We start from the raw sequence: 25,461 nt of genomic DNA on the forward strand, positions 1-25,461 counted from the left end.
CCTCCAGCGCGCGGGGCCACTTTTCGATATGCTTGATGCCAGGTGGCATCAGGCAAGGCTTCTCTGGTCCGCCAGAGCGGGTCCTTTGAAGTTTTCCTTTAGGAATTCGGCCCTTATTGAGGGCGGGCCATATTCCCCTAGTTCATTGTGTCGCTGACGATCCGTTCCAGATTGCCGGCGATGTCTTCGATATTGCCCATTGCGTTCAGACCTTTCAGAACGCCGTGGTCTTGGTAATAAGTGATCAGCGGCGCGGTCTGCGCGTGATAGGCAGCCAGCCGTGAGGCGACGGTTTCAGCATTATCATCTGCGCGGCGCTTGAACTCGGTCTTGCCGCATTTGTCGCATTTGCCTTCGACTGCGGGCGTTTTGAACCGATCATGGAACCCTTCGCCACATCCGGCACATGTGTAACGGCCGGAAATACGGATCACCATTTCAGCGTCTTCAACCTCAAGACTGATGGCTGCGTTGATCTGCTGACCGGTCTCTGACAGCAGCGCGTCCAGCGCCTGTGCCTGAACCGTGGTGCGGGGGAAGCCGTCCAGAATGACGCCCTTGGCGCAGTCCGGTTCGGCCAGACGATCCCGCAGGATTGCAATTACGATATCGTCACTGACCAGATCACCCGCCTCCATGACAGCTTTGGCGGCTTTTCCGGCTTCGGTTCCTGCGGCAACTGCCGCCCGTAACAGGTCACCCGTGCTGAGTTGGACAAGCCCGAACTTGTCTTCGAGCATACGGGCCTGTGTACCCTTCCCGGCGCCCGGGGGGCCGAGAAGGATCAGTACGGTGGGTGTAGTGATCGTGGCAGCGTCCATCACATCCTCACTTGCTTGCGCGGTTTTCGATCAAGTTGTCGACCACGGACGGATCAGCCAGGGTCGATGTGTCACCGAGCGATCCAAAATCATTCTCGGCGATCTTACGCAGGATACGGCGCATGATCTTGCCCGAGCGGGTTTTTGGCAGGCCAGGAGCCCATTGGATCACATCCGGGCTGGCAATCGGTCCGATCTCGGTCCGAACCCAGGTGCGCAGCTCTTTCACAAGCTCGTCCGAGGGTTCGCGATCATTCATCAAGGTGACATAGCAATAGATGCCTTGCCCTTTGATATCATGGGGATAGCCCACAACCGCGGCCTCGGCCACGGCAGCATGTGCCACCAGAGCGCTTTCAACCTCGGCCGTACCCATGCGGTGCCCCGAGACGTTGATCACATCGTCCACACGTCCGGTGATCCAGTAATCGCCATCCTCGTCCCGGCGGCAGCCGTCACCGGTGAAGTAGTAGCCTTTGTAGTCCGAGAAATAAGTCTTCTCGAACCGTTCATGATCGCCCCAGACCGTACGCATCTGGCCGGGCCAGCTGTCCTTGATGCACAGCACGCCTTCGACGCCGTTGCCGTCGATCTCGACCCCGGATTGCGGGTCCAGAACCACAGGCTGGATGCCAAAGAACGGCTTCATGGCCGAGCCGGGCTTCATCGCGTGGGCACCGGGCAGGGGGGTCATCAGGTGACCACCGGTTTCGGTTTGCCACCAGGTGTCCACGATCGGGCAGCGCCCACCGCCGACAACGTCATTGTACCAGTTCCACGCTTCCGGGTTGATCGGCTCACCCACAGTGCCCAGCGTGCGCAGATCGCTCAGATCGCATTTCTCGACCCATTCATTGCCTTGCCCCATCAGCGCGCGCAAAGCGGTAGGGGCCGTGTAGAATTGATTGACCTTGTGCTTTTCACAGACCTGCCAAAAGCGGGATGCATCCGGATAGGTCGGAACACCTTCGAACATCAGCGTGGTCGCGCCATTGGCAAGCGGGCCATAGACAATATAGCTGTGGCCGGTCACCCAGCCGACATCGGCGGTACACCAATAGACGTCGCCTTCATGGTAATCGAAGGTGATCTCATGCGTCATTGCCGCATAGACCAGATATCCGCCGGTCGTGTGCACGACACCCTTCGGCTGACCGGTCGACCCGGAGGTATACAGAATGAACAGAGGGTCTTCGGCGTCCATTTCCGCAGGCGCGCAATAGTCATCCGCCTCGAGCGCCATCTCGTTATAGTCGTAGTCGCGCCCGTCGATCCATGTGGTCTGGCCGTTGGTACGCTTGACAACCAAGCATTTCACCGTGTCCTTGCAGTGCAGCAGGGCCGCGTCTGCGTTTGACTTCAACGGTGTCTTACGGCCGCCGCGAGGGGCCTCATCAGCTGTAATCAGAACCTTGGCGTCGCATCCGTTGACGCGTGCAGCCAGGGCATCGGGGGAAAACCCTGCAAAAACAATCGAGTGGATTGCACCGATACGTGCGCACGCCAACATCGCATATGCAGCCTCGGGGATCATCGGAAGATAAATGACCACACGGTCGCCTTTGCGCACGCCCATGGAAACCAGGATATTTGCCATCCGGCAGGTACGGCGGTGCAGTTCGGCATAGGTGATGTGTTGGGCGGGTTCATTCGGGTCATCAGGTTCCCAGATGATCGCAGTCTGATCGCCGCGTGTATTCAGATGACGATCCAGGCAGTTGGCTGAAACGTTCAGAGTGCCATCCGCATACCAGTTGATCCCGACCGAGCCCAAATCATAGCTGACGTCTTTCACTTGGGTATAGGGTTTAATCCAGTCAACGCGTTTGCCCTGTTCGCCCCAGAATGCAACGGGGTCGGTTATAGAAGCCGTGTACATTTCGCCGTATTTCTTGGCATCGACATGCGCACGCGCTGAAATTTCTGCGGATGGCGGATAAACTTTGGCATCTGCCTGAGCAGCGGTTGTCATTCTGAGGTTCCTCCCTCTGGACTTAAATTCACTGGGACAATCTTGCCCGCTGAACAGGCAATGTCGACCTGTTTCCTCCCGATGCAGGATAATACGGAGATCAGAAAACAAAGAAATAAATTACAGAAATAGCAGGGTTTATTTGTTAATAAATTTCAATCCCTTTGAGGGAATTGTAAAGGAAATCGTTAGATATTAAAAAAACATAATTAAAACAATAACATAGATGTTAATCACATTTTCACTGTTTTCAAAGTGCTTGCCCGTGAAATTTACACATTTCATATACACCTTATGATTGTTAGCGCTGGCGGGCGGTTTGCAGATTTTAGTGGGTGGTCTGGCAGGGGTTGGCACATATCGATGTTGGCGCTAGCTTTACGCGCAAGCGACCCAAAAAAGGGGGCGCATCAATGGGAGAATTCACTATGACTAAAATGTTGAGCGGTGCCGCCGTCGCCGCCCTGACTGTTGCATTCGTTACCGAAGCTGCAGCAACAGAATGGAATGCTTCGGTCTGGGGCAAACGCCGGGCCTTTACCGAACATGTCGAGAAACTGGCTGAACTGGTCAGCGAAAAAACCGGTGGCGAATTCACGATCAATGTCAGCTATGGCGGGCTTTCAAAGCCGAAGGAGAATCTGGACGGGATTGAGATCGGTGCATTCGAGATGGCGCAGTTCTGCGCAGGCTATCACCGCGACAAAAATCGGGCGATCACTGTACTTGAACTGCCGTTCCTGGGTGTGAACAATTTGGAAGAAGAGGTGGCCGTCAGCCACGCTGTATATGATCATCCCGCCGTTAAGGATGAGATGGCTCAGTGGAATGCCCGGATCATCATGACGTCGCCAATGCCCCAGTATAATATCGTTGGAACCGGTGATCCGCGCTCAACGCTTGCCGATTTTGACGGCATGCGTGTACGTGCGACCGGCGGGCTGGGCAAGGCGTTTGAGGCCGTTGGCGGTGTTCCAACATCGGTGCCCGCGACCGAGGCGTTTAATGCGATGGAATCCGGTGTTGTTGATACAGTGGCCTTTGCTCAGCACGCACATTTGTCTTTCGGCACCATCAACGAAGCCGACTGGTGGACGGCCAACCTGAACCCCGGCACTGTAAACTGTCCGGTTGTGGTCAATATCGACGCCTACGAAGCGCTGCCTGCAGAACATCGCGAAGCGCTTAACAGTTCTGTCGACGAGGCCATTGCCCATTATCTCGCCAATTACGGCGGTCTGCTGGAGCAGTGGGATGGTGTGTTGACCGAAAAAGGCGTGCAGAAAGTTCAGATCGACGAAGCCGTGCTGGAGGAATTCCGCACCAAGGCTGCTGATCCGATCCGCGAGCAATGGATCGCTGACATGTCCGCGCAGGGTCTGCCTGCGCAGGATCTATATGATCTTGTTCAACTGACGCTGAAACAACAGCGTGGCGGGAACTGATCACGCGTTCCGGGTACCCAGCGCGGTACCCGGACACTGATTCCTATACAGAAAGGGCCAGCGGAATGGCAGGACAGGCGACGGTGCTTGCGGATGATAGCCGTCTGAGCAGGCTGGACCAGCTGCTGTTAAGGGCCGAGCGTACGCTTGCACTGATCAGCGGAAATGCCGTGTTCGGGTTAATGGTGCTGGCAGTTGTCTCGGTGAGCGGGCGCAACGCCTATAACGCGCCATTGCCGGGCTATGTCGATTGGATCGAGCAAGCCATGCCCTTGATTGCGTTTCTAGGTATCTCTTACGTACAACGCGATGGGGGCCATATCCGGATGGATATTGTCATTTCGCGGCTACACGGACGGGCTTTGTGGCTGTTCGAGTTGATTTCGGTCGTTCTCATCCTGGTGCTCATGTTGGCATTGGTCTGGGGCAGCTGGTCCCATTTCGACAGATCATTCGACTTTGGCGCACCTCTGTGGAGCCGGGACAGCTCGATCGACATTGGCATCCCGCTCTGGCCTGCCAAGTTACTGGCACCTATTGCGTTTTCGGTACTTTGCTTGCGGCTTGTGCTGCAAATCTGGGGTTATGGACGGGCCTTTGTGCTGGGCCTACAAAACCCAGTTGCGGTGCCGATAATACAGGACGCTGCTGCGCAGGCTGCCGCTGAAGCCGAACAATTCGAAGGGCAGGACTAGTAAATGGACTCGATTGAGATTGGCCTTTGGGTCACCGGTGGTCTGCTGGTTCTGGTTATCACCGGAATGCGTGTGGCTTTTGCCGCGGCTTTGGCGGGGCTGATCGGTCTGGTTTGGATATTCTGGGCCAAATTCGGATATGATCCTGACCGATTTGGCAAGGCGCTGACCGTTGCGGTAAAAACCGCAGGGCAAGTGCCGCATTCCAAGGTTGCAGCCCATACGCTCAGCCTGATCCCGACCTTTATCCTGATCGGTTACCTTGCCTATTACGCAGGCCTGACGCGCGCGCTGTTCGAGGCTGCCAAACGCTGGGTGGCCTGGGTTCCGGGTGGGCTTGCGGTCGCAACCGTGTTCGCCACCGCTGGGTTTGCTGCAGTCTCGGGGGCATCGGTCGCGACATCTGCGGTATTTGCCCGGATCGCGATCCCGGAAATGCTGAAGGTAGGGTACAACAAACAATTTGCGGCGGGCGTAGTCGCTGCAGGTGGCACTTTGGCCTCACTGATCCCTCCTTCTGCGATCCTTGTGATTTATGCGATCATCGTAGAGCAGGATGTGGGCAAGCTGTTGCTCGCCGGGTTCATACCGGGGGCCTTTTCGGCGGTTATTTACGGGTTGCTGATCGTCGGTATCGCGGTGGTGTTCAAGAATGTCGGCCCACCGGTCACTGGCTTTACCTGGAAACAGCGTTTTGCCGCTCTGCCTGGCGCTCTGCCGATTGTGGCGGTGATCCTGATCATCATCTGTTTTGTCTATAACCCCTTTGGTGAGAAAGCCTGGGGCACACCAACCGAAGGCGGGGCAATAGGTGCCTTCATCGTATTCTGTTTCGCCTTGTTCCACGGCATGAGATGGGCAGAGTTGAAATCCGCACTGCTCGAGACAGCCAAATTGACCGCAATGATCTTTTCGATCATCTGGGGTGTGCTGATCTATGTCAGGTTCCTGGGATTCGCCGATTTGCCGAACGCGTTTTCCGATTGGATCACATCGCTGACGATGTCACCCATGCTGATCCTGATCTGCATCCTGCTGGCCTATGCGGTGCTCGGCATGTTCATGGATGCCATCGGGATGCTGCTGCTGACTCTGCCGGTTGTCTATCCGGCAGTTATGGCGCTGAACGGGGGCGAGGCCGTCACCGCTGCGGAAAGTACGTTTGGGATGTCCGGGCCGATGTGCGCCATCTGGTTTGGTATTTTGGTGGTGAAAATGGCCGAGTTCTGCCTGATCACGCCACCGATCGGTTTGAATTGCTTTGTCGTTGCCGGCGTCCGCCCTGATCTGAGCGTTCAGGACGTGTTCAAGGGCGTGACGCCGTTTTTCATCGCCGACGCCGTGACGATTGCGCTGCTGGTCGCCTTTCCGGGCATCGTTCTGTACCTGCCTTCGCTGGCCGGGTAATTGGCATCTGGCGAAGTCAATCTTTAGTGATACCTGCCCCCGGCTGGCGCACGGGGGCAGGGTATCTCTATTTCGCTCGCATCAGCATTCCGTACAGATCGCGCGGGTCGTCAGGGTCTGCCAGCATGTCCAGGGGTTCGTAGTAATCTGTGCCCCGGACTGCGGACTGGATGTAGCGCAGGGCTGAAAAATCCTCGATCGCGAAGCCTACGCTGTCAAACAACGTGATCTGACGATCATCTTTACGACCCTCGGCCTGACCCGTCATGACCTGCCACAACTCGGTGACGGGATGATCGTCTTCAAGGGCCTGAATCTCGCCCTCAATACGGGTTTGTTCCGGGTATTCGACGAATATTTCAGAGCGTAGCAGGATATCTCTGTGCAGTTCGGTTTTGCCAGGACAGTCGCCGCCGATCGCGTTGATGTGGACGCCTGGGCCGACCAAGTTATCGGTCAGGATCGTGGCATTTTTCTTGTCCGCCGTGCAGGTCGTGATGATATGCGCGCCTTCGATGGCGTCCTCAGGGGATTTGCATTTCACGACCGAGAGGCCAGAGCCCGCCAAGTTGGCCGCACATTTTTCGGTGGCAGCCGCGTCGGTGTCGTACAAGCGAACAGTATCAATCCCGCACATGGCCTTGAAGGCGAGGCACTGAAATTCGGATTGCGCGCCATTCCCGATCATTGCCATGGTCGAGGCCGATTTGGGCGCAAGATAGCTGCCGACCAGAGCAGAGGTTGCTGCGGTGCGCAATGCAGTCAGCATGGTCATTTCGGTCAGCAGGGTCGGATAGCCTGTGTAGACGTCTGCCAGCAATCCAAATGCGGTAACGGTCTGTAGGCCCTCAGAGGTGTTCTTGGGGTGGCCGTTGACGTATTTAAACCCATAGGCCTCACCGTCTGAGGTTGGCATCAGTTCAATCACCCCATGCGGCGAGTGGGCAGGGATGCGGGGTGTTTTGTCAAAGCTTTCCCACCGTTTGAAATCAGCTTCGATTTGCGCCGCAATATCGGTGATCATACGTTCGACGCCGATGTGGTGGACCAGTCTCATCATATTGTCGACAGACACAAACGGCACCAGGGCCTTTTCAGATGGTTGCATTAGGGGCTCCTATCGACGGGACAGGTGGATGCCCGCAATCATGCAGCGCACGGATCCACCGGCAGTTTCAATGGTGGGAATCGAAAGCGGCAGAGGTGTCGCGCTGGCTTCGATTGTAACGATTTGTTCCGGGGTCAGGGCGGCAAGTGCCCTGCTGGACAGCGCCAGCACGGGACCATTCAGGCCGCTCAGTTCGATGGCGTTGCCAGCAAATTCAGCGATCTGATCATGGGTCAGGTCAATGACCGTGCGACCGGATTCTTCCAGCCTGGCTTTCACTGTCGCGCGGCGTTCGGGGTCCGCGATCATATCAAGACAGATCAGCGCGTATTTGGAGCCGATGCCCATCAGAACATTCGTGTGATAGACATCACGTCCTGCGGCATCATGCGCCTCGAATGCGATGGGCTCATAGTTGAAATGGGTGCAGAAACGCTCCAACAGAACGGGGTCGGCGCGGTTGGATTTGACCGTGTAGGCCACGCGGCCAATGTGGTCCAGAACCATCGCTCCGGTGCCTTCCAGCGCCAGTCTGTCCTGTTCAAGCCCGGAATAATCGATCACGTCCTGAACACGATACTCCTGTTTCAACATTTCTATGACGTCGGCGCGACGTTCGCGCCTGCGCGACGGCACAAACATCGGATAGATAGCCACATGCCCGCCGGGATGGGTCGAGAACCAGTTGTTCGGAAATACGCTGTCTGGTGTGTCGAGGTCTCCGAAATCGTCGAAGACATGAACCTTAACACCCGCATCGCGCAGCAGCGCCACCGCCTGATCATGTTCATCGCGTGCTTGGACAGACGTGGCCGCTGCCGAGCGGTTGGCCAAGGTCTGGAACGCATTGTCGTCGCGTGTCTCGGGGTTCGAAGCAAACGCATGGGGCCGGATCATCACAACGGCTGGTGGGGCTTGTAGAGATTGCATCAGAAGCTCCGGGTGGGGCGGTCAAAGATGCGGCGGCCCAGCAATGAGGCGGCCAGATCGACCATCAACTTTGCAGTGCGGCCGCGTTCGTCCAGAAACGGGTTCAATTCTACCAGATCCAGCGAGCAGACAAGACCGCTTTCGTGCAGCAGTTCCATCACTAGATGGGCCTCGCGTTCGGTCGCGCCACCTGGAACTGTTGTGCCAACTGCAGGAGCAATGGACGGATCAAGGAAATCCACATCCAGCGAAACATGAAGGATGCCATCCGCTGCCCGGACCCGCTCCAGAAAGGCCATCAGCGGTGCTTTGATGCCGTTTTCGTCGATGCTTCGCATATCGGCCAGCATTGCGCGATCCTGTTCCAGCCGAGCCCGTTCGGCTGGGTCGACCGAGCGCAGACCGATCATGCCGACCCGGTCGGTCGGAACTGGTGATGAAACCGGTGGAAAGTCGTCAAATCCGGGCTGTCCGGTGAAATAGGCTACGGGTGTCCCGTGCAGGTTGCCGCTATCGGTGCTCTCGGGTGTGTGGAAATCGCTATGCGCGTCCAGCCAGAGAACGAACAGTGGGCGTTCGATCCGCTCGGCGTGCTGTGCCATGCCCAAAACCGTGCCCATCGAAAGTGCATGATCGCCGCCCATGAAAATTGGCAGGCCTTGTGGGGCGACATCCTGCGCAACACGGCTGAGAGCCTTGGTCCAGCCGATACACTCGGGCAGGGCGAAGAGATGCGAATGTTCGGACATATCCGGAATGTCAGGTGTGATATCGCCGAGATCCCGTAGGTGAAGACCGAGATCGGAAAGAGCTGATTGAAGCCCCGCAACCCGATAGGCATCGGGGCCCATCCGGCAGCCCTGTCGACGCTTGCCCGAATCCATCGGGGCGCCAACCAGAATTACGTTGTTTGTATCCATATGGAATACTACTCCGGCAATGTGGCTTGCGGATAGGGATCAAAATGCTCAAAATGGAACCGCAAGTGACATAACGGAAGTATTGAATGGACGATTTGGATGGCAAGCTTCTCAGCGCTCTGCATCGGGATGCCCGTGCTTCACTCTCGGAACTGGCTGAAACACTGGGAGTCACACGCACAACAGTGCGCAGCCGTCTGCAACGTTTGAAGCAATCCGGCGAGATTGTGGGCTTTACGGTTCTGACACGGCAGGATGTGGCGCAAAGCCCGGTCAGAGGGTTGATGATGCTGGAAATCGAAGGGCGCGGCACCGAGCGCACCATGGCCCAAATTGCCGCCATGCCACAGGTGCGGGCTGTCCATTCGACAAATGGCGGTTGGGACTTGATTGCCGAGATTGGGACCGAGACCCTGGCCGAACTGGATGAAATCCTGTTTCGCATCCGCAGGATCGAAGGGATTACGCGATCCGAAACCAACTTGCTTCTTTCTACTCGGAAAGGCCGCGTCTGATTGCTGTAGTGCTTTGAGCAGCAAGGAATATGTGTAAAAGTTGCGATGCGTTCGCCACCCGCGCAAAGGCAGCTGCAAACCTGAAACAGGGAAATCACATGACTGATCAGGATACAGGCAAAGAACTCTGGGCCATCAGACTTGCCGAAAGAGTATCCGGTTTTCTGGAACGACCCCTGGTCAGAATCGCCATTCCCGTAATCGTCATGCTGGTCGCCCTGACCGTGCTGCATGAACTGTCTGCACATGTGAAATGGTCATCCGTTCAGACGGATGTGGCGAACACCTCTTGGACGCTGTTGTTCATCGCCCTGTGCTGGACCGCTTTTAGCTTTGTTTCCCTGTCTTTATACGACGTCTTTGCAGTCCAGAGCGTTGCCGACGGTGAGGTCCCTTTGCCGGTTGCGGGCATGGCCGGGGCCTGTGGTTATGCGGTGTCAAACTGCCTTGGGTTTTCCTACATCACGGGCACGGCGATCAGGTACAGGATCTATGCGTCTCTAGGGTTGGATCTAGGGCGCGTCGCTGGGGTTATTGCGACCTCGTGGATCGCTTTCTGGTCTGGCATGACCTTGCTGTTGGGGGCTTTGCTGACCTTTCATCCCGACGGGATATCGAAGGTTTTGCCAATCAGCGATACGGTCGAGACGGTCATAGGATTGGGCCTTTTGATCGCTCTGGCAACGCTGTTCATCTGGCTGTCGAAAGGCGGGCGCAGGCTGGCCTATGGCGGGGTTGGATTTAACCTTCCCGGCGGCAAACTGGCCGGGTTGCTGACGCTGGCGGCCTTGGGCGATGTTTTTGGTGCGTCGATGGTTCTGTATGTGCTGCTGCCGACAGACCTTGGGATCGGCTACCCCTATTTCTTCACCATCTTTATTGGCGCGATTGCGGTCGGTATCCTCAGCCATGCGCCGGGTGGAATTGGCGCCTTCGAGGCGACTATGATCGCGGGACTTGGCGCGTCAGGCCGGTCGGATGTCATTGCCGCGCTGTTGCTGTATCGCCTTGTTTATACGTTTCTTCCCTTCCTCATCGCCACGCTTTCAATCGCTGTGGCATCAGCGCTGAGCCACCGGCGACATATTACTGGTGCAGCCACTTGGGTTTATCGAGTGATCCGTCCGATCGTGCCCATGGTGGCCGCAGGCGTGGCCGCAGTGGCCGGTGTGATACTTCTGGTCTCCGGCGCGTTGCCTGCAAGCAGCGGTAACCTGGGTGTGCTACGGGATTTCCTGCCCCTTTCCTTTGTCGAAGCGTCCCACCTGGCCGGAAGTGCGGTAGGGGTCTTGCTGATCCTTGTGTCACGGGGGCTGTTTCGCAAGCTTTACCGGGCCTGGGTCGTGGCCATGCTGTTGATGGTGGCCGGTTTTGTCGCCTCGCTGACCAAGGGGCTGGATACGCACGAAGCGCTCAGCATGGTGGGGACTATCGCTCTGCTGGCGATGTTCCGGGGCGCGTTCTATCGAGTTAGCGGCGCGTCGATCTTCAGGTTGAACATTCCCTGGCTGGTCAGCGTCATCTCTTTGCTTGCCGTGATCTTTTGGGTGGGGCTGTTTGCCTATTCCCATGTTGAATATCAGAACGCCCTGTGGTGGGAGTTTGCCTGGGACGGTGATGCCTCGCGGTTCCTGCGGTCCAGCCTTGTGGTTGCGGTGATCCTTGGGGTGGTTGCCATCAGCTCTCTGTTCGGGCGCGAGATACCCGCGCCGGTCCGCACCGAAATCCCCGACGTTGTCGAGCGTCTGGTTATGGAAAGCGAAGACACGGAATCGCAGATCTCGCTGACAGGGGACAAGCAATTCCTGATCGCACCGGATGACACCGCCTTTCTGGCCTATGCCGACACCGGCAACGCGCTGGTCACCAAAGGCGAACCGGTAGGGGATGAAACCGCCGGCAAACAGCTGATCTGGCAGCTGCGCGAGATGGCGGATCGTGAGGGGAAGCTCTGCGCCTTTTACAGCGTTTCGACCAAGTATCTGCCGACCTTTCTGGACCTGGGCCTGTCGATCCTGAAAATCGGCGAGGTTGCCCGGGTGCCGCTGAAAGACTTTTCGCTGGATGGCAAATCCCGCAAGCGATTCCGCCAAGCCAAGAACCGGGCCGAACGCGAAGGGTATGTTTTCGAGATTATTCCAAAACAGGAACTAACCCCGATCCTGCCCGAGTTGCGCAAGATTTCGGATGACTGGCTGGCACAAAAAGCTGGGGCCGAGAAAGGTTTTGCGCTTGGCGGATTTGATGAAACCTATCTGTCCTATTTCGACCACGCGGTGCTGCGGAATGGCGAAACAGGTGAGATCGTCGCGTTTGCTAACCTGTTTCAGGGCGGGCAAAAATCAGAACTGTCGCTGGATCTGATGCGGTATGAACCAGATAGCCCAAGTTTTGTTATGGACGCGCTGTTTGCCGAGATGATGTCATGGGGGGCCGAGCAGGGGTTCCACTGGTTCTCGCTGGGGGCGGCACCGTTTTCCGGGATCGAAAACCGGCAACTGGCATCGCTGTGGAACCGCATTGGCGGCTTTGTCTATGAACATGGCGAACAGTTTTATCACTTCGAGGGGCTGCGCTCGTTCAAGCAGAAATTTGAACCAGAATGGAGCCCGAACTATTTGGCCAGCCCCGGAGGACTGGCCGCGCCGCGTATTCTCTACGAGGTCAACATTCTGATTTCGGGCGGCTTGCGCGGTCTGACGAAATAGCGCTCAGTTCAGGCTGGCTTGGGTCGGAGCCTGTTGCAGCAGGTCTCCCCAATCGGTGCGATAGGCCATTTCGGCCAGCACGGTTTCCGGCAGGAACTCCTGATTTTGCCGGATTTGCCAACCACCGCCTAAACCTTTGTAGACTGCAACCAGATTGCTCGAGACCTGCTGGCGGGCTTCGATCAGATTGGCCTGTGATCGAAGCAATGCGGTTTGCGTGTTCAGAACGCGGGAATAACTGGCGATGCCATCCCGGTATTGGTTCACCGCGATCTCGGCAGCTTTGCGCGATGCGGTGACGCTGTTTTGGTAGAATGTCACCTGTTTGCGTGATTGCGCATAGGCGACCATGGCGCTTTCAACCTCGGAATAAGCGGTCAGGACGGTGTTTTGATAGTTCGCAATCAATGCCTGATAAGCTGCGTCCTGGGCGCGGACATTATTCTTGATCCGCCCATAATTCAGCACATTCCAGACCACTCCGGCACTGGCCAGCCCAGTATTGCTGGCGGATGAAAACAGGTCCTGACTGCCCGAGGCCTGCAGGCCGATCGAACCGGACAGGATGAACTGGGGATACAGGTCAGCAATCGCGATCCCAACTTGCGCAGACTGTGTGGCAGCGGCCAGTTCTGCGGCGCGTACATCCGGGCGTCGGCGCAGCAATTCCGCTGGTACTCCAACGGCGACGTTGGATCGGGCCGAAGGGATACGACCGGAATTACCCAGCAACCCGGCCATGCGCGAGGGTGTTGTTCCCAGTAAAACAGCCAAAGCATTCTTGGTCTGTTGAAGATCGCTTTCAATTTCCGGCACCAGCGCCATGGTATTGTTCAGCAGGGCGGTGGCCTCTTGCACATCCAATTCAGTGGTGACGCCGTTGTTGAAACGCAGTTGCGTCAGATCAACCGATTCCTGTTGCAGCTTGATATTCTCTCGTGCCACGAACAGAGTTTCTTGCAGCGCGCGGAAGCTTACATATAACGCTGCTACATCGCCGGTCAGCGTGACCAAAGCGTCATCGTAATTAGCGACCTGAAGTGCCAGATTGGATCGTGCGGCCTGCACACCCCGGCGTTGCTGCCCCCACACATCCAATTCCCATTGGGCGTCGAAGCCAACCTGCGAGGTCGAGAATTCGGTATCCAGAGGGATGATCCGATTGATATCGGAAATCGGCCCGATATTATCGCTGATCTGGCGCCGCTCGATCGAACCTCCGATGGCCTGCGATTGGGGGTAAAGCTCACCAAAGGCAATCCCAAGCTGTGCGCGGGCCTGTAATACGCGTGCACCGGCCACCTGTAGCGCCAGGTTCTGGGCATAGGCTTCGGCGATCAACCGGTTCAAAGTGGCGTCGTTGAAGGTCTCCCACCATTTTGCAACAGGGGCACTACGCGAGGTGAGGCCGCTGGCACCGACTGAAGGGTTGTTTACCTCGATCCATTCCTTCACGACCGGAGAGTTCGGTCGCACAAAATCAGGACCGACAGGTGCGCATCCCACCAGCAGCGCGGCACACAGGGCTGTGCCCATCAAACTGCGGTTTAGTCTGGCCCGTGTCATACAGCGTGTCCTTAAATGTCCAGTGGTCGGATGAAGTTTGCGAAGGAATAGAGGCGGATATTGATGCGCCGCAGGAACTCAAAGCTTTTGCCCTGGCCGGTATAGATTGCCACCGCGGCATGTCCACCGGCGGGAAAGACGTGGCCATCTGGAATTTCGACCGAAATCTGCACGGCAATATGTCCGGGAATTTTTGGCAGTTCAAATCCGGGCAGGCGGCCTGATGGCAGATATTGACCCTGGCGGGTTGCCCACCAGATTGCCTCGACTTTGCCGGTCAGGATTTCTCCGGGATATAAGTCCAGCGCGACCTCAACCTGTTGCCCGGGTTTCACAAATTTCAGGTTTTGCTGCCGGTAAGTGGCGAGAATATAGGGATTTTCCTTGGTCACAAAGCTGGCGATTGCGCCCAATCGGATGTCACCGACAACCAGACCCGGGCGTGCCTGTTGTGAAACGATCATACCATCTTCGGGCGCGTAGATCGTAGTATTGTCCAGAAAGTACCGGGCCTTTTCCAACTGAGCCTGAGCTTGAACGATTCCGGTATTGACCCCGTCGATCTGCGAATCCAGCGCCAGCTTTGCCTTTTCCAGATTGGCTTCGGCCTCTTTTATCTTGGCCTGATCTTCCGTGACCTGCTCGTTCCAGCGATCCAGCTCATCCTCGCGGGCACCACCCGCAGGGACAAGGTTTTCATACCGTGCTTGCTGGGTCAGCGCATATGCCAGTTGCGCGTTGGCTCGCTCGACGGCTTCACCCGCGACGATCACATCCTGTTCCAGAATTTTGGCGTTCTGCTGGGCTGCAACCAACTGTGCGGATGCCTCTTCGAATTCAAGCGCAAAGACGGTGTCGTCGAACCGATACAGCGGATCCCCTTTCTTCACCTCTGTATTCGGCTCGACCAGAACCTCGGAAAGGATGGTTGGTTCAGTCAGGCGCGGTACGATCTGTATGGTTGAGCGGACCACGTGGCTGTCGATCGAAAATGGCTGGAAGAACCGCAGCGCAACCATAAAGATCAATAACAGATGAGCACCCACCCAGAAGGAAACGATGCCCCAGGCGATACTGAACTTAAGCCATTGCAGTTTGAAGAAGATCAGCCAGACAAAAATGATGTAGAAAAGCGTAATGCCAAGAGCGACAAACATATTGTGGGACTTCCTTTAGCCTTAGCTTTTTTGTGTTTCGTCCGGGTCCAGCGGATCGCGATATTCTTCAGTCAGTTCACCGCCCAACCGTTTGATATCCTTGCGTATCGCATCGCGTTCATCGTCGGGCAAACGGCGGATATCGACTGTGGCTGCATCGTGGAAAGCCCACATAAAGGCGTGAATCCAGGGAACGACGGCCAGAAACCCCATCCAGCCCATGATCTTGACTGCCTCGGCATGGGGATGGTTGCGTTTGATTGCGATGCGGCCGGGCAGTCCCATTATGAACAGAAACAGCGCCATTACAGCGGCCAGCAGCAGTATAAGTGCGATAAATGTCAGATAGTCATAATAGCCTAGCGGCTGCCCCAGTAGTCCCATTCCGATGCCTCCATGAGGGAAGGTTTATCCATCCTCAGTTGTTGGTGTCCAGTTCGTCAATCAATTTGTATCTTGTCGGCGGGTCAGCGCAGATACCTGGTCCACATTCCAACAAGGTCGACCCCGCATTTAGCACGGCCAGCCCTAGCATCACAAAGAACGCGGTTTTGGCCAGCGTATTGCCCCCGAACCGTGGTTGATCGACGGTTGTGTCCTGATATTGACGGTCGAAAAGCAGCATGATTGCCGTGCCCAGCAGGATCAGAAAAAAGCAGATCACGGCCCATGTGTAGTAGTGATACCCAAAAACAGGCGAACCATAGTGGCCGGTACCCGGTACGATATGCAGCAAGATCTGGCGAACGGAAACGCTGATCCCAAACAGTGCCGCAAGCAACATCAACGCATAATGCTGCGGCCGGGCTCCGTATAGCAGGTTCAGGCCCAAACCAACGCCCACCGCTACGAACCCGACCCGTTGCAATAAGCAAAGCGGGCAGGGCAGTTCGTTCAGCGCCAGCTGGTATCCGAAGGCCAGTACAAGAACGAGGCTGACCGCCAGGGTTCCCAACGCGTTCAGGGTGCGGGAAAGCTCGGGTGTCATTGTGGCCTCCTACAGCTGAATGGTCAGTTGGCTGGTGGCATGAAACTTCAGCCAATAAACACTTAGGGCCATGGTAATGAAGAACACAACATTGGCCGCTTTGGTTTTTCTATAATAATTCAGCCCCATAGTGGCTGTGAGTAACGCAAATAAAAGCGCGATCATGGCCCGGATCTCCCCCTTGCCGTGCACTGATTGCAATATGTTGCGATACTGTCAGGGCCGGTCGCCTATGACAAGAACCACGTTTGGAATTACGCGTTTAATGCGAATCTCCGGTGGTTCGGCCGCTGTATACGACCCGCGTTCCCCATTCCTTACATTTACGTGCAAGCCCACTTGGAAGAGGTTGATCTGTAAAGAAAACGTCAACTTCGGACATCGAGGCAATACGGGCAGGGGCCGAGCGCTGAAATTTCGAATGATCGGCAACCAGAAAGCTGTGTCTGGCCTGTGCAATGATAGTCTGGCTGACACGGACTTCTTGGAAATCGAAATCCAGAAGATCACCATCGGCGTCCAGTGCGGAACACCCGATTACCGCATAATCGAACTTGAATTGTTCAATCGTTGAATTGGTCAGATTGCCGATCAGACCACCGTCCGACCGGCGCAGAACACCACCGGCGACGACGATCTGGCAGTTCGTGTTTTCCACCAGGATACGCGCGACATTCATGTTATTTGTCACCACCATAAGATCTTTGTGGTTTAGCAACTGATGCGCGACAGCCTCGGTCGATGTACCGATGTTCAAAAAAAGCGATGCACCATCCGGTATGTTGGCAGCGCAAACCTGTGCGATACGGGTCTTGATTTCAGCATTCAGGGCGCGCCGGTCCTCGTAACCGATATTCGAAACGCCGGATCGCAGGACCGCGCCGCCATGAACCCGGTCCAGCTTGCCCAGTTCCGCAAGCTCGGAAAGATCACGCCGGATCGTTTGGACCGTGACACCAAACTGCAACGCCAGATCCTCGACCATGACGCGACCATTCTGCTTGGCGATTTCTATGATGTCTGACTGGCGGAACGAAAGAGACAAGGGAAGCTCCGGTTATTGGGTTCTTTCGTTTTTGTTCCTTTTTTCGCAATATTGCAACCGGCAGAAAACAAACATCGTTTGGACAACAACAAAAAATCGCTATTCTTGTTCGTTACGCGAAAAAAAACGAAAATCCACATTGACGAACCGAGTATCGAACGGGTTAATTGCCGCACGTTTTCAGCAAAAGGACTGACCTGCAAATGGCACAGCAGACTGGCCAGGTTACTGACCTATTCATCATCGGTGGCGGTATTAACGGTTGCGGGATCGCGCGTGATGCGGCCGGGCGGGGATTGTCGGTGACATTGGCCGAGATGAACGACTTGGCATCGGCGACGTCCTCTGCCTCGACCAAACTGTTCCATGGCGGCCTGCGGTATCTTGAGTACTTTGAATTCCGACTGGTCCGCGAGGCGCTGATCGAGCGTGAGACCTTGCTGCGGGCAATGCCGCATATCAGTTGGCCGATGCGCTTTGTGCTTCCGTACCACGATGGGATGCGCTTTGACTCGGACACGCCGACATCGCGCCTGCTGAGCATGGTGATGCCCTGGATGCGCGGTCGTCGCCCGGCCTGGCTGATCCGTCTGGGCCTGTTCATGTATGACCACCTCGGGGGGCGGAAAATTCTGCCGGGAACTTCGTCGCTGAATCTACGGTCTGCGCCCGAAGGCGGCCCGCTGCAGAACAGGTTCGAAACTGCCTATGAATATTCCGACTGCTGGATTGAAGATTCCCGTCTGGTGGTTCTGAACGCCCGTGATGCCGAGGCCAGAGGTGCCGAAATTCTGGTCCGGACAGAGGTTCTGTCTGCCGAAAGGGTCGATGACCTGTGGCATGTCACGATCCGCGACAAGCAGAGTGATGAAACGCGCGTCGTCCAGGCCAAGATGCTGATCAATGCCGGTGGCCCTTGGGTCGGGGACATTATTCAGGACAAAATCCACGTGAACTCGCGCGAGGGGGTTCGGTTGGTCCGCGGCAGCCATATCGTAACCCACAGGTTATTCAACCATGACAAATGCTATTTCTTTCAGGGCGAAGACGGGCGCATCATCTTTGCCATTCCCTATGAGAGAGATTTCACCCTTATTGGAACAACTGATCAGGATCACCCAGACCCATCGGTTCCTCCAGTCTGTACCGAGTCTGAACAGGAATATCTGTGTGCATTTGCGTCAAAATATTTTGAGCAGCCTGTAACCCGCGAAGACATCGTTTGGACCTATTCCGGTGTGCGCCCTCTTTATGACGATGGGGCCAGCAGCGCAACGGCCGCGACCAGAGACTATACTCTGAAGGTCAATGGGCTTGGCGGCGCTCCGGTTTTGAATGTTTTCGGCGGCAAGATTACGACCTATCGCAGATTGGCCGAAAGTGCGCTTGAGAAAATCGCTGAGTACTTCCCGGATTTGCCCGGTCCATGGACCGCTGGAGTTTCTTTGCCGGGTGGCGATTTCCCCGTTAGCGCAGTGCAAGACCTTATTGCCGGTCTGGAATTCGACTATGCCTTTTTGAATCGCACATGGGCGGAACGGCTGGTGCGCGCCTATGGAACCGAGGCGCGCGCTATTCTGGCCGATGCAAAGACCGCTGAGGATCTGGGGGAAGAGTTCGGGGCGACGCTGACCGAACGCGAAATGGAATGGTTGGTCACCAAGGAATATGTGCGCTGCGCTGAAGATGCCATCTGGCGCAGAAACAAGCTGGGCCTAAGACTTGATGCCGATCAGATCGCTGCCATCCAGCGCTGGATCGAAAAGCGCCTGGCCCATTAAAGAAAAGCCCCGCGTTTTTGGCGGGGCTTTTTTTTGATTTATGCGGCTTCTTCCGAAGGGTCGGGGTCGTTCTTTGTCCCTTTGAGCCATTCCCTCAGCCCCTGCATCAGGGCGTAAAGTACCGGCACAAGGATAACGCCAACCAGAGTCGCCGCCAGCATTCCGCCAAAGACGGCGACACCGATGGCCTTCTGGCTAGCCGCTCCCGCGCCGTTCGCGGCAAGCAACGGTACAACACCCAACAGGAAGGAGAGGGCGGTCATCATCACCGCGCGGAATCGTTGATGGGCGGCTTCGGCTGCAGCATCTTTGATCGAAAGGCCATTGGCACGCTGTTCCATTGCGAATTCAACGATGAGGATACCGTTCTTCGACGCAAGCCCCACCAGCATGATCATCCCGATCTGCGTGTACAGGTTTATGTCGCTGCCCACGATGGCCACCGCCGCAACCGCCCCGAATAGGGCAACAATAACCGATAGAAGAATGGACACCGGCATCGACCAGCTTTCGTATTGCCCCACCAGGAACAAATAGGCGAAAAGGACAGCAAGCCCGAGGATAATGATCACAAGGCTGCCGGATGCAAGCTGCTGTTGCGCGGTACCTGTCCATTCAAACGCGTATCCCGAGGGTAGGGCGTTGGCGGATTCTTCTGTCATCACAGTGATAGCGTCGCCACTGGACAGCCCTGGCGCAGGTACAGCTGTAACAGTTGCCGAACGAAACAGGTTATGCCGTTTTAACAGGACTGGCCCCAACACGTTTTCCACGTCGATCAACGTACCCAATGGAACCATATCGCCCTTGGTCGAGCGCACATACAGGTTCGAAATATCTTCGACCTTGTTCCGATAGCTCCCCTCGGCCTGAATCATCACGCGGTAGACGCGGCCAAACAGGTTGAAATCGTTCACATAGTACGAGCCTAGTTGGGCTTGCATCGTCTGAAAAATCTCAGCAACAGACACTTCCAGGGTTTTCGCTTTCTCACGGTCCAGATCGACAAATAGCTGAGGAACATTGGCCCGGAATGTTGTATAGGCCTGACCAATCTCGGGTCGCTGGTTTGCAGCATAGACGAAGGACCCAACGGCCGAGGCCAGATCCTGAGGCGTACCGCCCCCGACTTGCTGAACCTCCATTTCCACACCGGCTGACATGCCGAGGCCCTGTATCGGTGGCGGGTTGAAGGCCACGATCGAAGCTGCGGATTCGCCATTTGCAATCGCTAGAACCTTGCCCAGAATGGCATCGGCAGACAGGTCGGGATCTTGCCGCTCGTCCCAGTTGTCGAGGTTTACAAAAACGGTCGCTCCATTTGTGGTTGTGCCGTTCAGTAGCGAAAATCCGTTGATCAAAACTGTACTGGCAACCCCCGAGATATCGCGGATCTGGTCGTCGACCCGACCTGCGATAGTCTCGGTGCGTTCCAGCGTTGCCGCATCTGGCAACTGGATGTCCACAAAGAGATAGCCGTTGTCTTCAAGCGGAATAAAACCGCTTGATGTGTTCGACATGATCGTCCCTGTACCCATTGCCAGAACAACGATGACGCCCAGTCCGGCGACTGGCAGAATTAACAGTTTGCGCACAATGACAACATAACCGTCACGCAGCGTTCCGATGAAACGCTCAAACAGGGCCAGAATACCCTTGGGCGGACCCGAGCGCGCGCGCAGAACCAGTCCGCAAAGCGCCGGAGACAAGGTCAAAGCGTTGATTGACGAAATCACGACCGCAGTCGAGATGGTGACTGCAAACTGAGAATACAGTCGCCCCGAGATGCCAGGCATAAAGGTTACGGGCACAAAAACGGCCAGCAGAACCAGTGTGGTTGCGATGACGGGTCCGGTGATTTGGCCCATTGCTTTCCGTGTCGCCTCAGGCGGGGACAACCCTTCGTCGGCGATAATGCGTTCAACGTTTTCAACCACCACGATGGCATCATCGACCACGATCCCGATGGCCAGTACAAGCGCGAACAAAGAAATTGTGTTCAGGGACATCCCAAACGCCAGCAGGAACGCGAACGTGCCAATCAGCGAAACAGGAATAGCAACCGCAGGAATGATCGTGGCACGCCAACTGCCCAAAAAGACAAATACGACCGAAATCACCAAAACGAACGTCAGCATCAGGGTGGAAACCACGTCGTTCAGAGATTGTTCCACGAAGTCCGTCGTGTTGAACGGAACCTGATATTCAACATCTGTTGGGAACGAACGCGACAGCCGGTCCAATTCGGCCTGAACACGATCAGAAACAGCCAACGCATTGGCACCGGGGGCTTGATAGATTCCGATAACCGTTGCGGGTTCTGCCTGGAAATACCCCGAAGCCGAGTAGAACTGCGCTCCAAGTTCGGTTCTGGCAATGTCCCTTATGCGTACGATTGCCCCTGCATCACCAGTACGGATGACAATATTGCCAAATTCAGCGGCCGAGGTCAGCCGGCCCTTGGTCTTGATCGTATATTGAAATGTCTGTCCCTCAGGGACCGGAGGCGAGCCTATCGAACCGGCAGACACTTCGATATTCTGTTCTCGGATAGCGTCTATGACATCACCCGGTGAAATCGACAGGGCGGTCATCTTGTCGGGATCCATCCAGATCCGCATTGCATATTCAAGGTTAGTCAGAACATCGGCTTTACCAACACCCTGTACCCGTGCCAACGCATCTTTCAGGTTGATCGAAGCGTAGTTCGACAAGAATACACTGTCATAGGTGCTTTTGGGTGAGGTCAGCGTGACCAGCATCAGCATATTGGTCGATGCCTTCTGAGTAACGACACCCGACGAAGTCACCTCTGACGGAAGCGAAGACATGGCCTGCGCAACGCGGTTCTGCACGTTAACGGATGCAATGTCGGGGTCGGTGCCGACTTCGAAGGTAATATTCAACGAATACGAGCCGTTATCCGAAGAGGTGGACGTCATGTAGATCATGTCATCCACGCCGTTGACCTGCGCCTCGATCGGCGCGGCGACGGTGTTCTCGACCGTTTCGGCATTGGCACCGGTATAGGTGGCGGAAACGCTGACGACCGGTGGCGTAATATCAGGAAACTGGGCGACCGGCAGAACCATATAGCCGATCCCGCCCATGATCGTCAGGACAAGCGAAATAACTAGGGCCAGCTTGGGCCGGCTGATGAACAGGGATGAGAACATCTGTTACTCTCCCGGCTGCTCGGATGCGGTGACAGCATCCACTGCCACACCCGGGCGCACGCGCTGAAGGCCCTCGACGATCACGCTTTCTCCTTCGCGCAGGCCGTCCAGAACGATCACAGCAGTTCCGACATTGTCGCCGGTGGTGATATAGCGCTGTTCGACCATTTGCTTATCGTTAACGACCAGAACGAAATCACCGCGCTGATCACGTGACAAGGCCGCCTGCGGGATCAGAACCTGCAAAGTCGGCTCCAGCGCTTCGATATGAACGCTCAGGAACTGACCATCGAGGATCAGCCGGTCGGCATTTGTGAATTCGGCCCGCATTGCAATCGTTCCAGTTAGCGGGTCGATACGGTTGTCAACGAAAACAATCGAACCTGTTTCGCCCAGATCCGATCCATTGGGCAGCGTTACATGCACATTCGGGCTTTTGGGGCTTTCGGCCAGCGTCGATGCATTCTCGCCATATTGTTCAAGAACCGAGGTAAACTGTTTCTCGTTCAACGAGAAATTCACATACACTGGTGCCTCGCTGACGATATTCACCAATGGTGGGTTGTTCGGGCCGACAACGTCCCCGACGCTGATAGCGACCCGCCCGATACGGCCGGTGAACGGTGCGTGGACCTTAGTATAGCTCAGATCAAGTTCGGCCTGTTGGATCGCGGCTTTCGCGGCTTTGACTTCGGCAATGGCCACAAGTTCGTTGGCACGGGCGATATCCCGTTCGCTTTCCGGAGTGGCATCGCGTTTGTAAAGTTCTTCTTTACGGGCCAGGTCAACTTTGGCGAGCTCAAGATTTGCTTCGGCACGGTCCAGATCGGCATTCCGTGCATCTAGTGTCGCCTGATACAGGTCCGGCTCGATCGTGAACATAAGGTCGCCTTCATTCACCATCGCGCCGTCTTCAACATTCTGACTGTCCAAAAAACCGCTGACCCGGGCGACAATATCGGCCTTGTTCAGCGCCTCAGCTCGACCGATGAAAGTCGCCTCGTCCGTGATTTCTTGTGTGTAGGCCGCTGCGATGGACACTTTGGGCGGTGGGGCGTCACTTTTATCCTGCGCGGCAGCTGGCACCACCAACCCACACAGGGCAAAAGCTGCGGCATACCAAACGGATTTGGCTATGGGGTCATTCGGTCGAAAGCTGAAAAGTGTTGATGCAAGGATCATGGCAGAAGCCCCATTGAAACAAAAACTGGACACAACTCGGGTCGCCGCCAGCGGTCCGAGTCGCCTAAACTCTTTGTGAGGATGGCTGGTTTTGGTGGGTTTCTCAAGCGTGTTAGCCCGTAAGGCAATCGCTTACCCAAGGATATTTTTCTGTAGGGCGGCAGGTTTACGCAAATCGGCCAGGGTTAGTTTCCTGATCTGGCAAGGGCGTTTCCGGCAATCTGGATCAAACGCAAAATGAAAAAGGGGGCCGTTAAGCCCCCTGTATTTTTTCCCGGTCGGGTGTCTTAGGTGCGGATACCAGCGAAACGGCTCTGCCAGTCTTCGCGCTGTTCGTCCGTTATCTTGGCGAACAGCACTTCGGGAACGGCAAAGTCATGGCCTGGGGGCAGGGCGGACAGGGCCGCCGCAACATCGTCAGGCCAGCCGGTATCCAGCGTGTTCATCGCGCTCAGCATACGGGCGGTGGTTTCGGGAATGAACGGCGCACTGAGCACGGCATAGAGCCGGATCAAGTTCAGACCCAGACGCACCTGTACCGCGGCCTGTTCGGGATCTTCCTTGAAGGTCGACCAGGGTGCCGCGGATTGAAGATACTCGTTCCCGGCAACCCAGATGGCGCGCAATTCCTGGGCGGATTTGCGAACTTCCATCGCCTCCATGAACCCTTCATAGGCGCGGACGCGGCGGGTCAGCTCTTCGATCAGGGCCTGCTCGCGCTCGCCATAGGTGCCGCCTTGGGGCACCGCCTCGCCGAATTTTGAGCGGCAGAACTTGGTGATCCGGCTGACGAAGTTGCCCAACACATCGGCCAGATCCTTGTTCACCGATTGCTGGAAGTTCTCCCAGGTGAATTCGCTATCGCTGCTTTCGGGCGCATGGCTCAGCAGCCACCAGCGCCAGTAATCGGCAGGCAGGATGTCCAGCGCCTGGTCCATGAACACGCCGCGACCTTGGCTGGTCGAGAACTGGCCGCCGTCATAGTTCAGGTAGTTGAAGGATTTTAGATGGTCGACCATCTTCCACGGCTCACCCGAACCTAGAATGGTCGCCGGGAAGGACAGGGTATGGAAAGGCACGTTGTCCTTACCCATGAATTGAACATAGCGCACGTCATCGGCACCTTTGTCAGTGCGCCACCAGCGCTCCCACTCGGCATCCGCTTTGCCGGTCACATCAGCCCATTCCTTGGCGCAGGCGATGTATTCGATCGGCGCGTCGAACCAGACGTAAAAGACCTTGCCTTCCATACCCGGCCAGTCCTGATCGCCTTTCTTGACCGGCACGCCCCAGTCCAGATCGCGGGTAATGCCACGGTCTTGCAGGCCGTCACCGTCATGCAGCCATTTCTTGGCGATCGAGGTGGTCAGGATCGGCCAATCGGTCTTGGAGTCGATCCAGGCGTCCAGCTGATCCTTCATCGCGGATTGGCGCAAATACAGGTGCTTGGTTTCGCGCACCTCAAGGTCGGTCGAACCGGAAATGGCCGAGCGCGGCTCGATCAGGTCAGTTGGGTCCAATTGCTTGGTGCAGTTTTCGCACTGATCACCGCGCGCCCGGTCATAGCCGCAGTTGGGGCAGGTGCCTTCGATATAGCGATCCGGCAGAAACCGTCCATCGGCGTGGGAATAGACCTGCTTCTCGCTCACTTCGCGGATCAGCCCGGCGTCTTCCAGCTTGCCCGCGAAATGCTGGGTCAACGCTTTGTTCTGGGCGCTGGACGAGCGGCCAAAGTGATCAAAGCTCAGGCCAAAGCGCTGTGCGATATCGGCCTGCACACCATGCATCTCGGCACAGTAATCAGCGACCGGCTTGCCTTCCTTGGCGGCGGCCAGCTCGGCCGGGGTGCCGTGTTCGTCGGTGGCGCAGAGAAACATGACCTCATTCCCCCGGCCGCGCTGATACCGCGCATATAGGTCGGCGGGCAGTTGCGAGCCGATCAGATTGCCGAGGTGCTTGATCCCGTTGATGTAGGGGATCGCCGAGGTGATGAGAATCCGAGCCATGTTCCGTTTCCGCGTATGTAACTGCAGGCCCGTCTATCT

At 56.3% G+C, this 25,461-nt stretch carries 20 protein-coding genes; 6 read left to right on the plus strand and 14 right to left on the minus strand.

The annotated features are described in order from the left end of the window. Positions 1-137: 137 nt before the first annotated feature. The gene (locus AC2FLB_RS11995) at positions 138-821 is read right to left on the minus strand and encodes an adenylate kinase (RefSeq protein ID WP_142634327.1); all 684 of its coding nucleotides are present in this window, start codon (positions 819-821) and stop codon (positions 138-140) included. Positions 822-828: 7 nt separating this feature from the next. Then, complete coding sequence (gene acs, locus AC2FLB_RS12000; RefSeq protein WP_496690701.1) at positions 829-2,793, minus strand: acetate--CoA ligase; 1,965 nt, start codon at positions 2,791-2,793, stop codon at positions 829-831. 428 nt (positions 2,794-3,221) lie between these two features. Between acs and AC2FLB_RS12005 the strand changes: the two genes are divergently transcribed. The 3 genes from AC2FLB_RS12005 to AC2FLB_RS12015 all read left to right on the plus strand — a co-directional run bounded on the left by AC2FLB_RS12005 (position 3,222) and on the right by AC2FLB_RS12015 (position 6,340). After that, positions 3,222-4,238 carry a C4-dicarboxylate TRAP transporter substrate-binding protein gene (locus AC2FLB_RS12005; RefSeq protein ID WP_496695146.1) on the plus strand — a complete coding sequence of 339 codons (1,017 nt, stop codon included), beginning with the start codon at positions 3,222-3,224 and terminating at the stop codon, positions 4,236-4,238. A 65-nt stretch (positions 4,239-4,303) separates the two neighbouring features. Beyond that, positions 4,304-4,933 (plus strand): TRAP transporter small permease subunit, encoded by a 630-nt coding sequence (locus AC2FLB_RS12010; RefSeq protein ID WP_496709325.1) that lies wholly within the window; start codon positions 4,304-4,306, stop codon positions 4,931-4,933. Positions 4,934-4,936: 3 nt separating this feature from the next. Beyond that, a complete protein-coding gene (locus tag AC2FLB_RS12015) occupies positions 4,937-6,340 on the plus strand; it encodes a TRAP transporter large permease (protein ID WP_496709326.1) in 1,404 nt (467 codons plus the stop codon). A gap of 67 nt (positions 6,341-6,407) precedes the next feature. On the opposite strand, the gene ocd is transcribed toward AC2FLB_RS12015, so the two are convergent. From ocd to rocF, 3 genes are read right to left on the minus strand one after another with little or no spacing between them, the layout of a single operon-like run. Further along, positions 6,408-7,448, minus strand: coding sequence for an ornithine cyclodeaminase (gene ocd / locus AC2FLB_RS12020; protein ID WP_142634317.1), 1,041 nt, complete (start codon positions 7,446-7,448; stop codon positions 6,408-6,410). A gap of 9 nt (positions 7,449-7,457) precedes the next feature. After that, the gene (gene ctlX / locus AC2FLB_RS12025; protein WP_496677787.1) at positions 7,458-8,378 is read right to left on the minus strand and encodes a citrulline utilization hydrolase CtlX; all 921 of its coding nucleotides are present in this window, start codon (positions 8,376-8,378) and stop codon (positions 7,458-7,460) included. Next, complete coding sequence (rocF, locus tag AC2FLB_RS12030; RefSeq protein WP_142634313.1) at positions 8,378-9,298, minus strand: arginase; 921 nt, start codon at positions 9,296-9,298, stop codon at positions 8,378-8,380. The genes ctlX and rocF overlap by 1 nt, the downstream gene beginning before the upstream one ends. Positions 9,299-9,384: 86 nt before the next feature. Here rocF and AC2FLB_RS12035 point away from each other — a divergent pair, with 86 nt between their 5' ends. Together AC2FLB_RS12035 and mprF are read left to right on the plus strand one after the other, a co-directional pair. Continuing rightward, complete coding sequence (locus tag AC2FLB_RS12035; RefSeq protein WP_142634311.1) at positions 9,385-9,813, plus strand: Lrp/AsnC family transcriptional regulator; 429 nt, start codon at positions 9,385-9,387, stop codon at positions 9,811-9,813. Positions 9,814-9,911: 98 nt separating this feature from the next. After that, on the plus strand, positions 9,912-12,521 hold the full coding sequence (gene mprF, locus AC2FLB_RS12040; RefSeq protein ID WP_496709327.1) for a bifunctional lysylphosphatidylglycerol flippase/synthetase MprF: 2,610 nt from the start codon (positions 9,912-9,914) through the stop codon (positions 12,519-12,521). 3 nt (positions 12,522-12,524) lie between these two features. Here mprF and AC2FLB_RS12045 read toward each other — a convergent pair whose 3' ends face one another. The 6 genes from AC2FLB_RS12045 to AC2FLB_RS12070 form a co-directional block, all read right to left on the minus strand. Further along, a complete protein-coding gene (locus AC2FLB_RS12045) occupies positions 12,525-14,087 on the minus strand; it encodes an efflux transporter outer membrane subunit (protein WP_496690696.1) in 1,563 nt (520 codons plus the stop codon). An 11-nt stretch (positions 14,088-14,098) separates the two neighbouring features. Further along, complete coding sequence (locus AC2FLB_RS12050; protein WP_281994737.1) at positions 14,099-15,244, minus strand: HlyD family secretion protein; 1,146 nt, start codon at positions 15,242-15,244, stop codon at positions 14,099-14,101. Positions 15,245-15,265: 21 nt separating this feature from the next. Beyond that, on the minus strand, positions 15,266-15,628 hold the full coding sequence (locus AC2FLB_RS12055) for a DUF3302 domain-containing protein (protein ID WP_496690695.1): 363 nt from the start codon (positions 15,626-15,628) through the stop codon (positions 15,266-15,268). Between the two features lie 34 nt (positions 15,629-15,662). Continuing rightward, a complete protein-coding gene (locus AC2FLB_RS12060) occupies positions 15,663-16,232 on the minus strand; it encodes a disulfide bond formation protein B (RefSeq protein WP_496709328.1) in 570 nt (189 codons plus the stop codon). A 9-nt stretch (positions 16,233-16,241) separates the two neighbouring features. Beyond that, positions 16,242-16,397 carry a DUF5993 family protein gene (locus tag AC2FLB_RS12065; RefSeq protein ID WP_271946630.1) on the minus strand — a complete coding sequence of 52 codons (156 nt, stop codon included), beginning with the start codon at positions 16,395-16,397 and terminating at the stop codon, positions 16,242-16,244. 97 nt (positions 16,398-16,494) lie between these two features. Next, positions 16,495-17,277 carry a DeoR/GlpR family DNA-binding transcription regulator gene (locus AC2FLB_RS12070; protein WP_271946633.1) on the minus strand — a complete coding sequence of 261 codons (783 nt, stop codon included), beginning with the start codon at positions 17,275-17,277 and terminating at the stop codon, positions 16,495-16,497. Positions 17,278-17,480: 203 nt separating this feature from the next. On the opposite strand from AC2FLB_RS12070, the gene glpD reads away from it, so the two are divergent. Further along, the gene (gene glpD / locus AC2FLB_RS12075) at positions 17,481-19,058 is read left to right on the plus strand and encodes a glycerol-3-phosphate dehydrogenase (RefSeq protein ID WP_282021329.1); all 1,578 of its coding nucleotides are present in this window, start codon (positions 17,481-17,483) and stop codon (positions 19,056-19,058) included. A gap of 38 nt (positions 19,059-19,096) precedes the next feature. Here the strand turns inward: glpD and AC2FLB_RS12080 are convergent, their stop codons facing one another. From AC2FLB_RS12080 to metG, 3 genes are all read right to left on the minus strand, one after another. Continuing rightward, the gene (locus tag AC2FLB_RS12080; protein WP_496690692.1) at positions 19,097-22,234 is read right to left on the minus strand and encodes an efflux RND transporter permease subunit; all 3,138 of its coding nucleotides are present in this window, start codon (positions 22,232-22,234) and stop codon (positions 19,097-19,099) included. A 3-nt stretch (positions 22,235-22,237) separates the two neighbouring features. After that, on the minus strand, positions 22,238-23,416 hold the full coding sequence (locus AC2FLB_RS12085; RefSeq protein ID WP_496695163.1) for an efflux RND transporter periplasmic adaptor subunit: 1,179 nt from the start codon (positions 23,414-23,416) through the stop codon (positions 22,238-22,240). A gap of 287 nt (positions 23,417-23,703) precedes the next feature. Continuing rightward, positions 23,704-25,422, minus strand: coding sequence for a methionine--tRNA ligase (gene metG / locus AC2FLB_RS12090; RefSeq protein ID WP_496709329.1), 1,719 nt, complete (start codon positions 25,420-25,422; stop codon positions 23,704-23,706). Positions 25,423-25,461 lie beyond the last annotated feature (39 nt).

It is taken from the genome of Ruegeria sp. CDSA236, from assembly GCF_059611285.1.

Excerpts from the sequence above, each read along its gene's own strand:
- AC2FLB_RS11995 (WP_142634327.1), bottom strand. The coding sequence starts at position 821 with ATGGACGCTGCCACGATCACTACACCCACCGTACTGATCCTTCTCGGC.
- acs (WP_496690701.1), bottom strand. The coding sequence starts at position 2,793 with ATGACAACCGCTGCTCAGGCAGATGCCAAAGTTTATCCGCCATCCGCA.
- AC2FLB_RS12005 (WP_496695146.1), top strand. The coding sequence starts at position 3,222 with ATGACTAAAATGTTGAGCGGTGCCGCCGTCGCCGCCCTGACTGTTGCA.
- AC2FLB_RS12010 (WP_496709325.1), top strand. The coding sequence starts at position 4,304 with ATGGCAGGACAGGCGACGGTGCTTGCGGATGATAGCCGTCTGAGCAGG.
- AC2FLB_RS12015 (WP_496709326.1), top strand. The coding sequence starts at position 4,937 with ATGGACTCGATTGAGATTGGCCTTTGGGTCACCGGTGGTCTGCTGGTT.
- ocd (WP_142634317.1), bottom strand. The coding sequence starts at position 7,448 with ATGCAACCATCTGAAAAGGCCCTGGTGCCGTTTGTGTCTGTCGACAAT.
- ctlX (WP_496677787.1), bottom strand. The coding sequence starts at position 8,378 with ATGCAATCTCTACAAGCCCCACCAGCCGTTGTGATGATCCGGCCCCAT.
- rocF (WP_142634313.1), bottom strand. The coding sequence starts at position 9,298 with ATGGATACAAACAACGTAATTCTGGTTGGCGCCCCGATGGATTCGGGC.
- AC2FLB_RS12035 (WP_142634311.1), top strand. The coding sequence starts at position 9,385 with ATGGACGATTTGGATGGCAAGCTTCTCAGCGCTCTGCATCGGGATGCC.
- mprF (WP_496709327.1), top strand. The coding sequence starts at position 9,912 with ATGACTGATCAGGATACAGGCAAAGAACTCTGGGCCATCAGACTTGCC.
- AC2FLB_RS12045 (WP_496690696.1), bottom strand. The coding sequence starts at position 14,087 with ATGACACGGGCCAGACTAAACCGCAGTTTGATGGGCACAGCCCTGTGT.
- AC2FLB_RS12050 (WP_281994737.1), bottom strand. The coding sequence starts at position 15,244 with ATGTTTGTCGCTCTTGGCATTACGCTTTTCTACATCATTTTTGTCTGG.
- AC2FLB_RS12055 (WP_496690695.1), bottom strand. The coding sequence starts at position 15,628 with ATGGGACTACTGGGGCAGCCGCTAGGCTATTATGACTATCTGACATTT.
- AC2FLB_RS12060 (WP_496709328.1), bottom strand. The coding sequence starts at position 16,232 with ATGACACCCGAGCTTTCCCGCACCCTGAACGCGTTGGGAACCCTGGCG.
- AC2FLB_RS12065 (WP_271946630.1), bottom strand. The coding sequence starts at position 16,397 with ATGATCGCGCTTTTATTTGCGTTACTCACAGCCACTATGGGGCTGAAT.
- glpD (WP_282021329.1), top strand. The coding sequence starts at position 17,481 with ATGGCACAGCAGACTGGCCAGGTTACTGACCTATTCATCATCGGTGGC.
- AC2FLB_RS12080 (WP_496690692.1), bottom strand. The coding sequence starts at position 22,234 with ATGTTCTCATCCCTGTTCATCAGCCGGCCCAAGCTGGCCCTAGTTATT.
- AC2FLB_RS12085 (WP_496695163.1), bottom strand. The coding sequence starts at position 23,416 with ATGATCCTTGCATCAACACTTTTCAGCTTTCGACCGAATGACCCCATA.
- metG (WP_496709329.1), bottom strand. The coding sequence starts at position 25,422 with ATGGCTCGGATTCTCATCACCTCGGCGATCCCCTACATCAACGGGATC.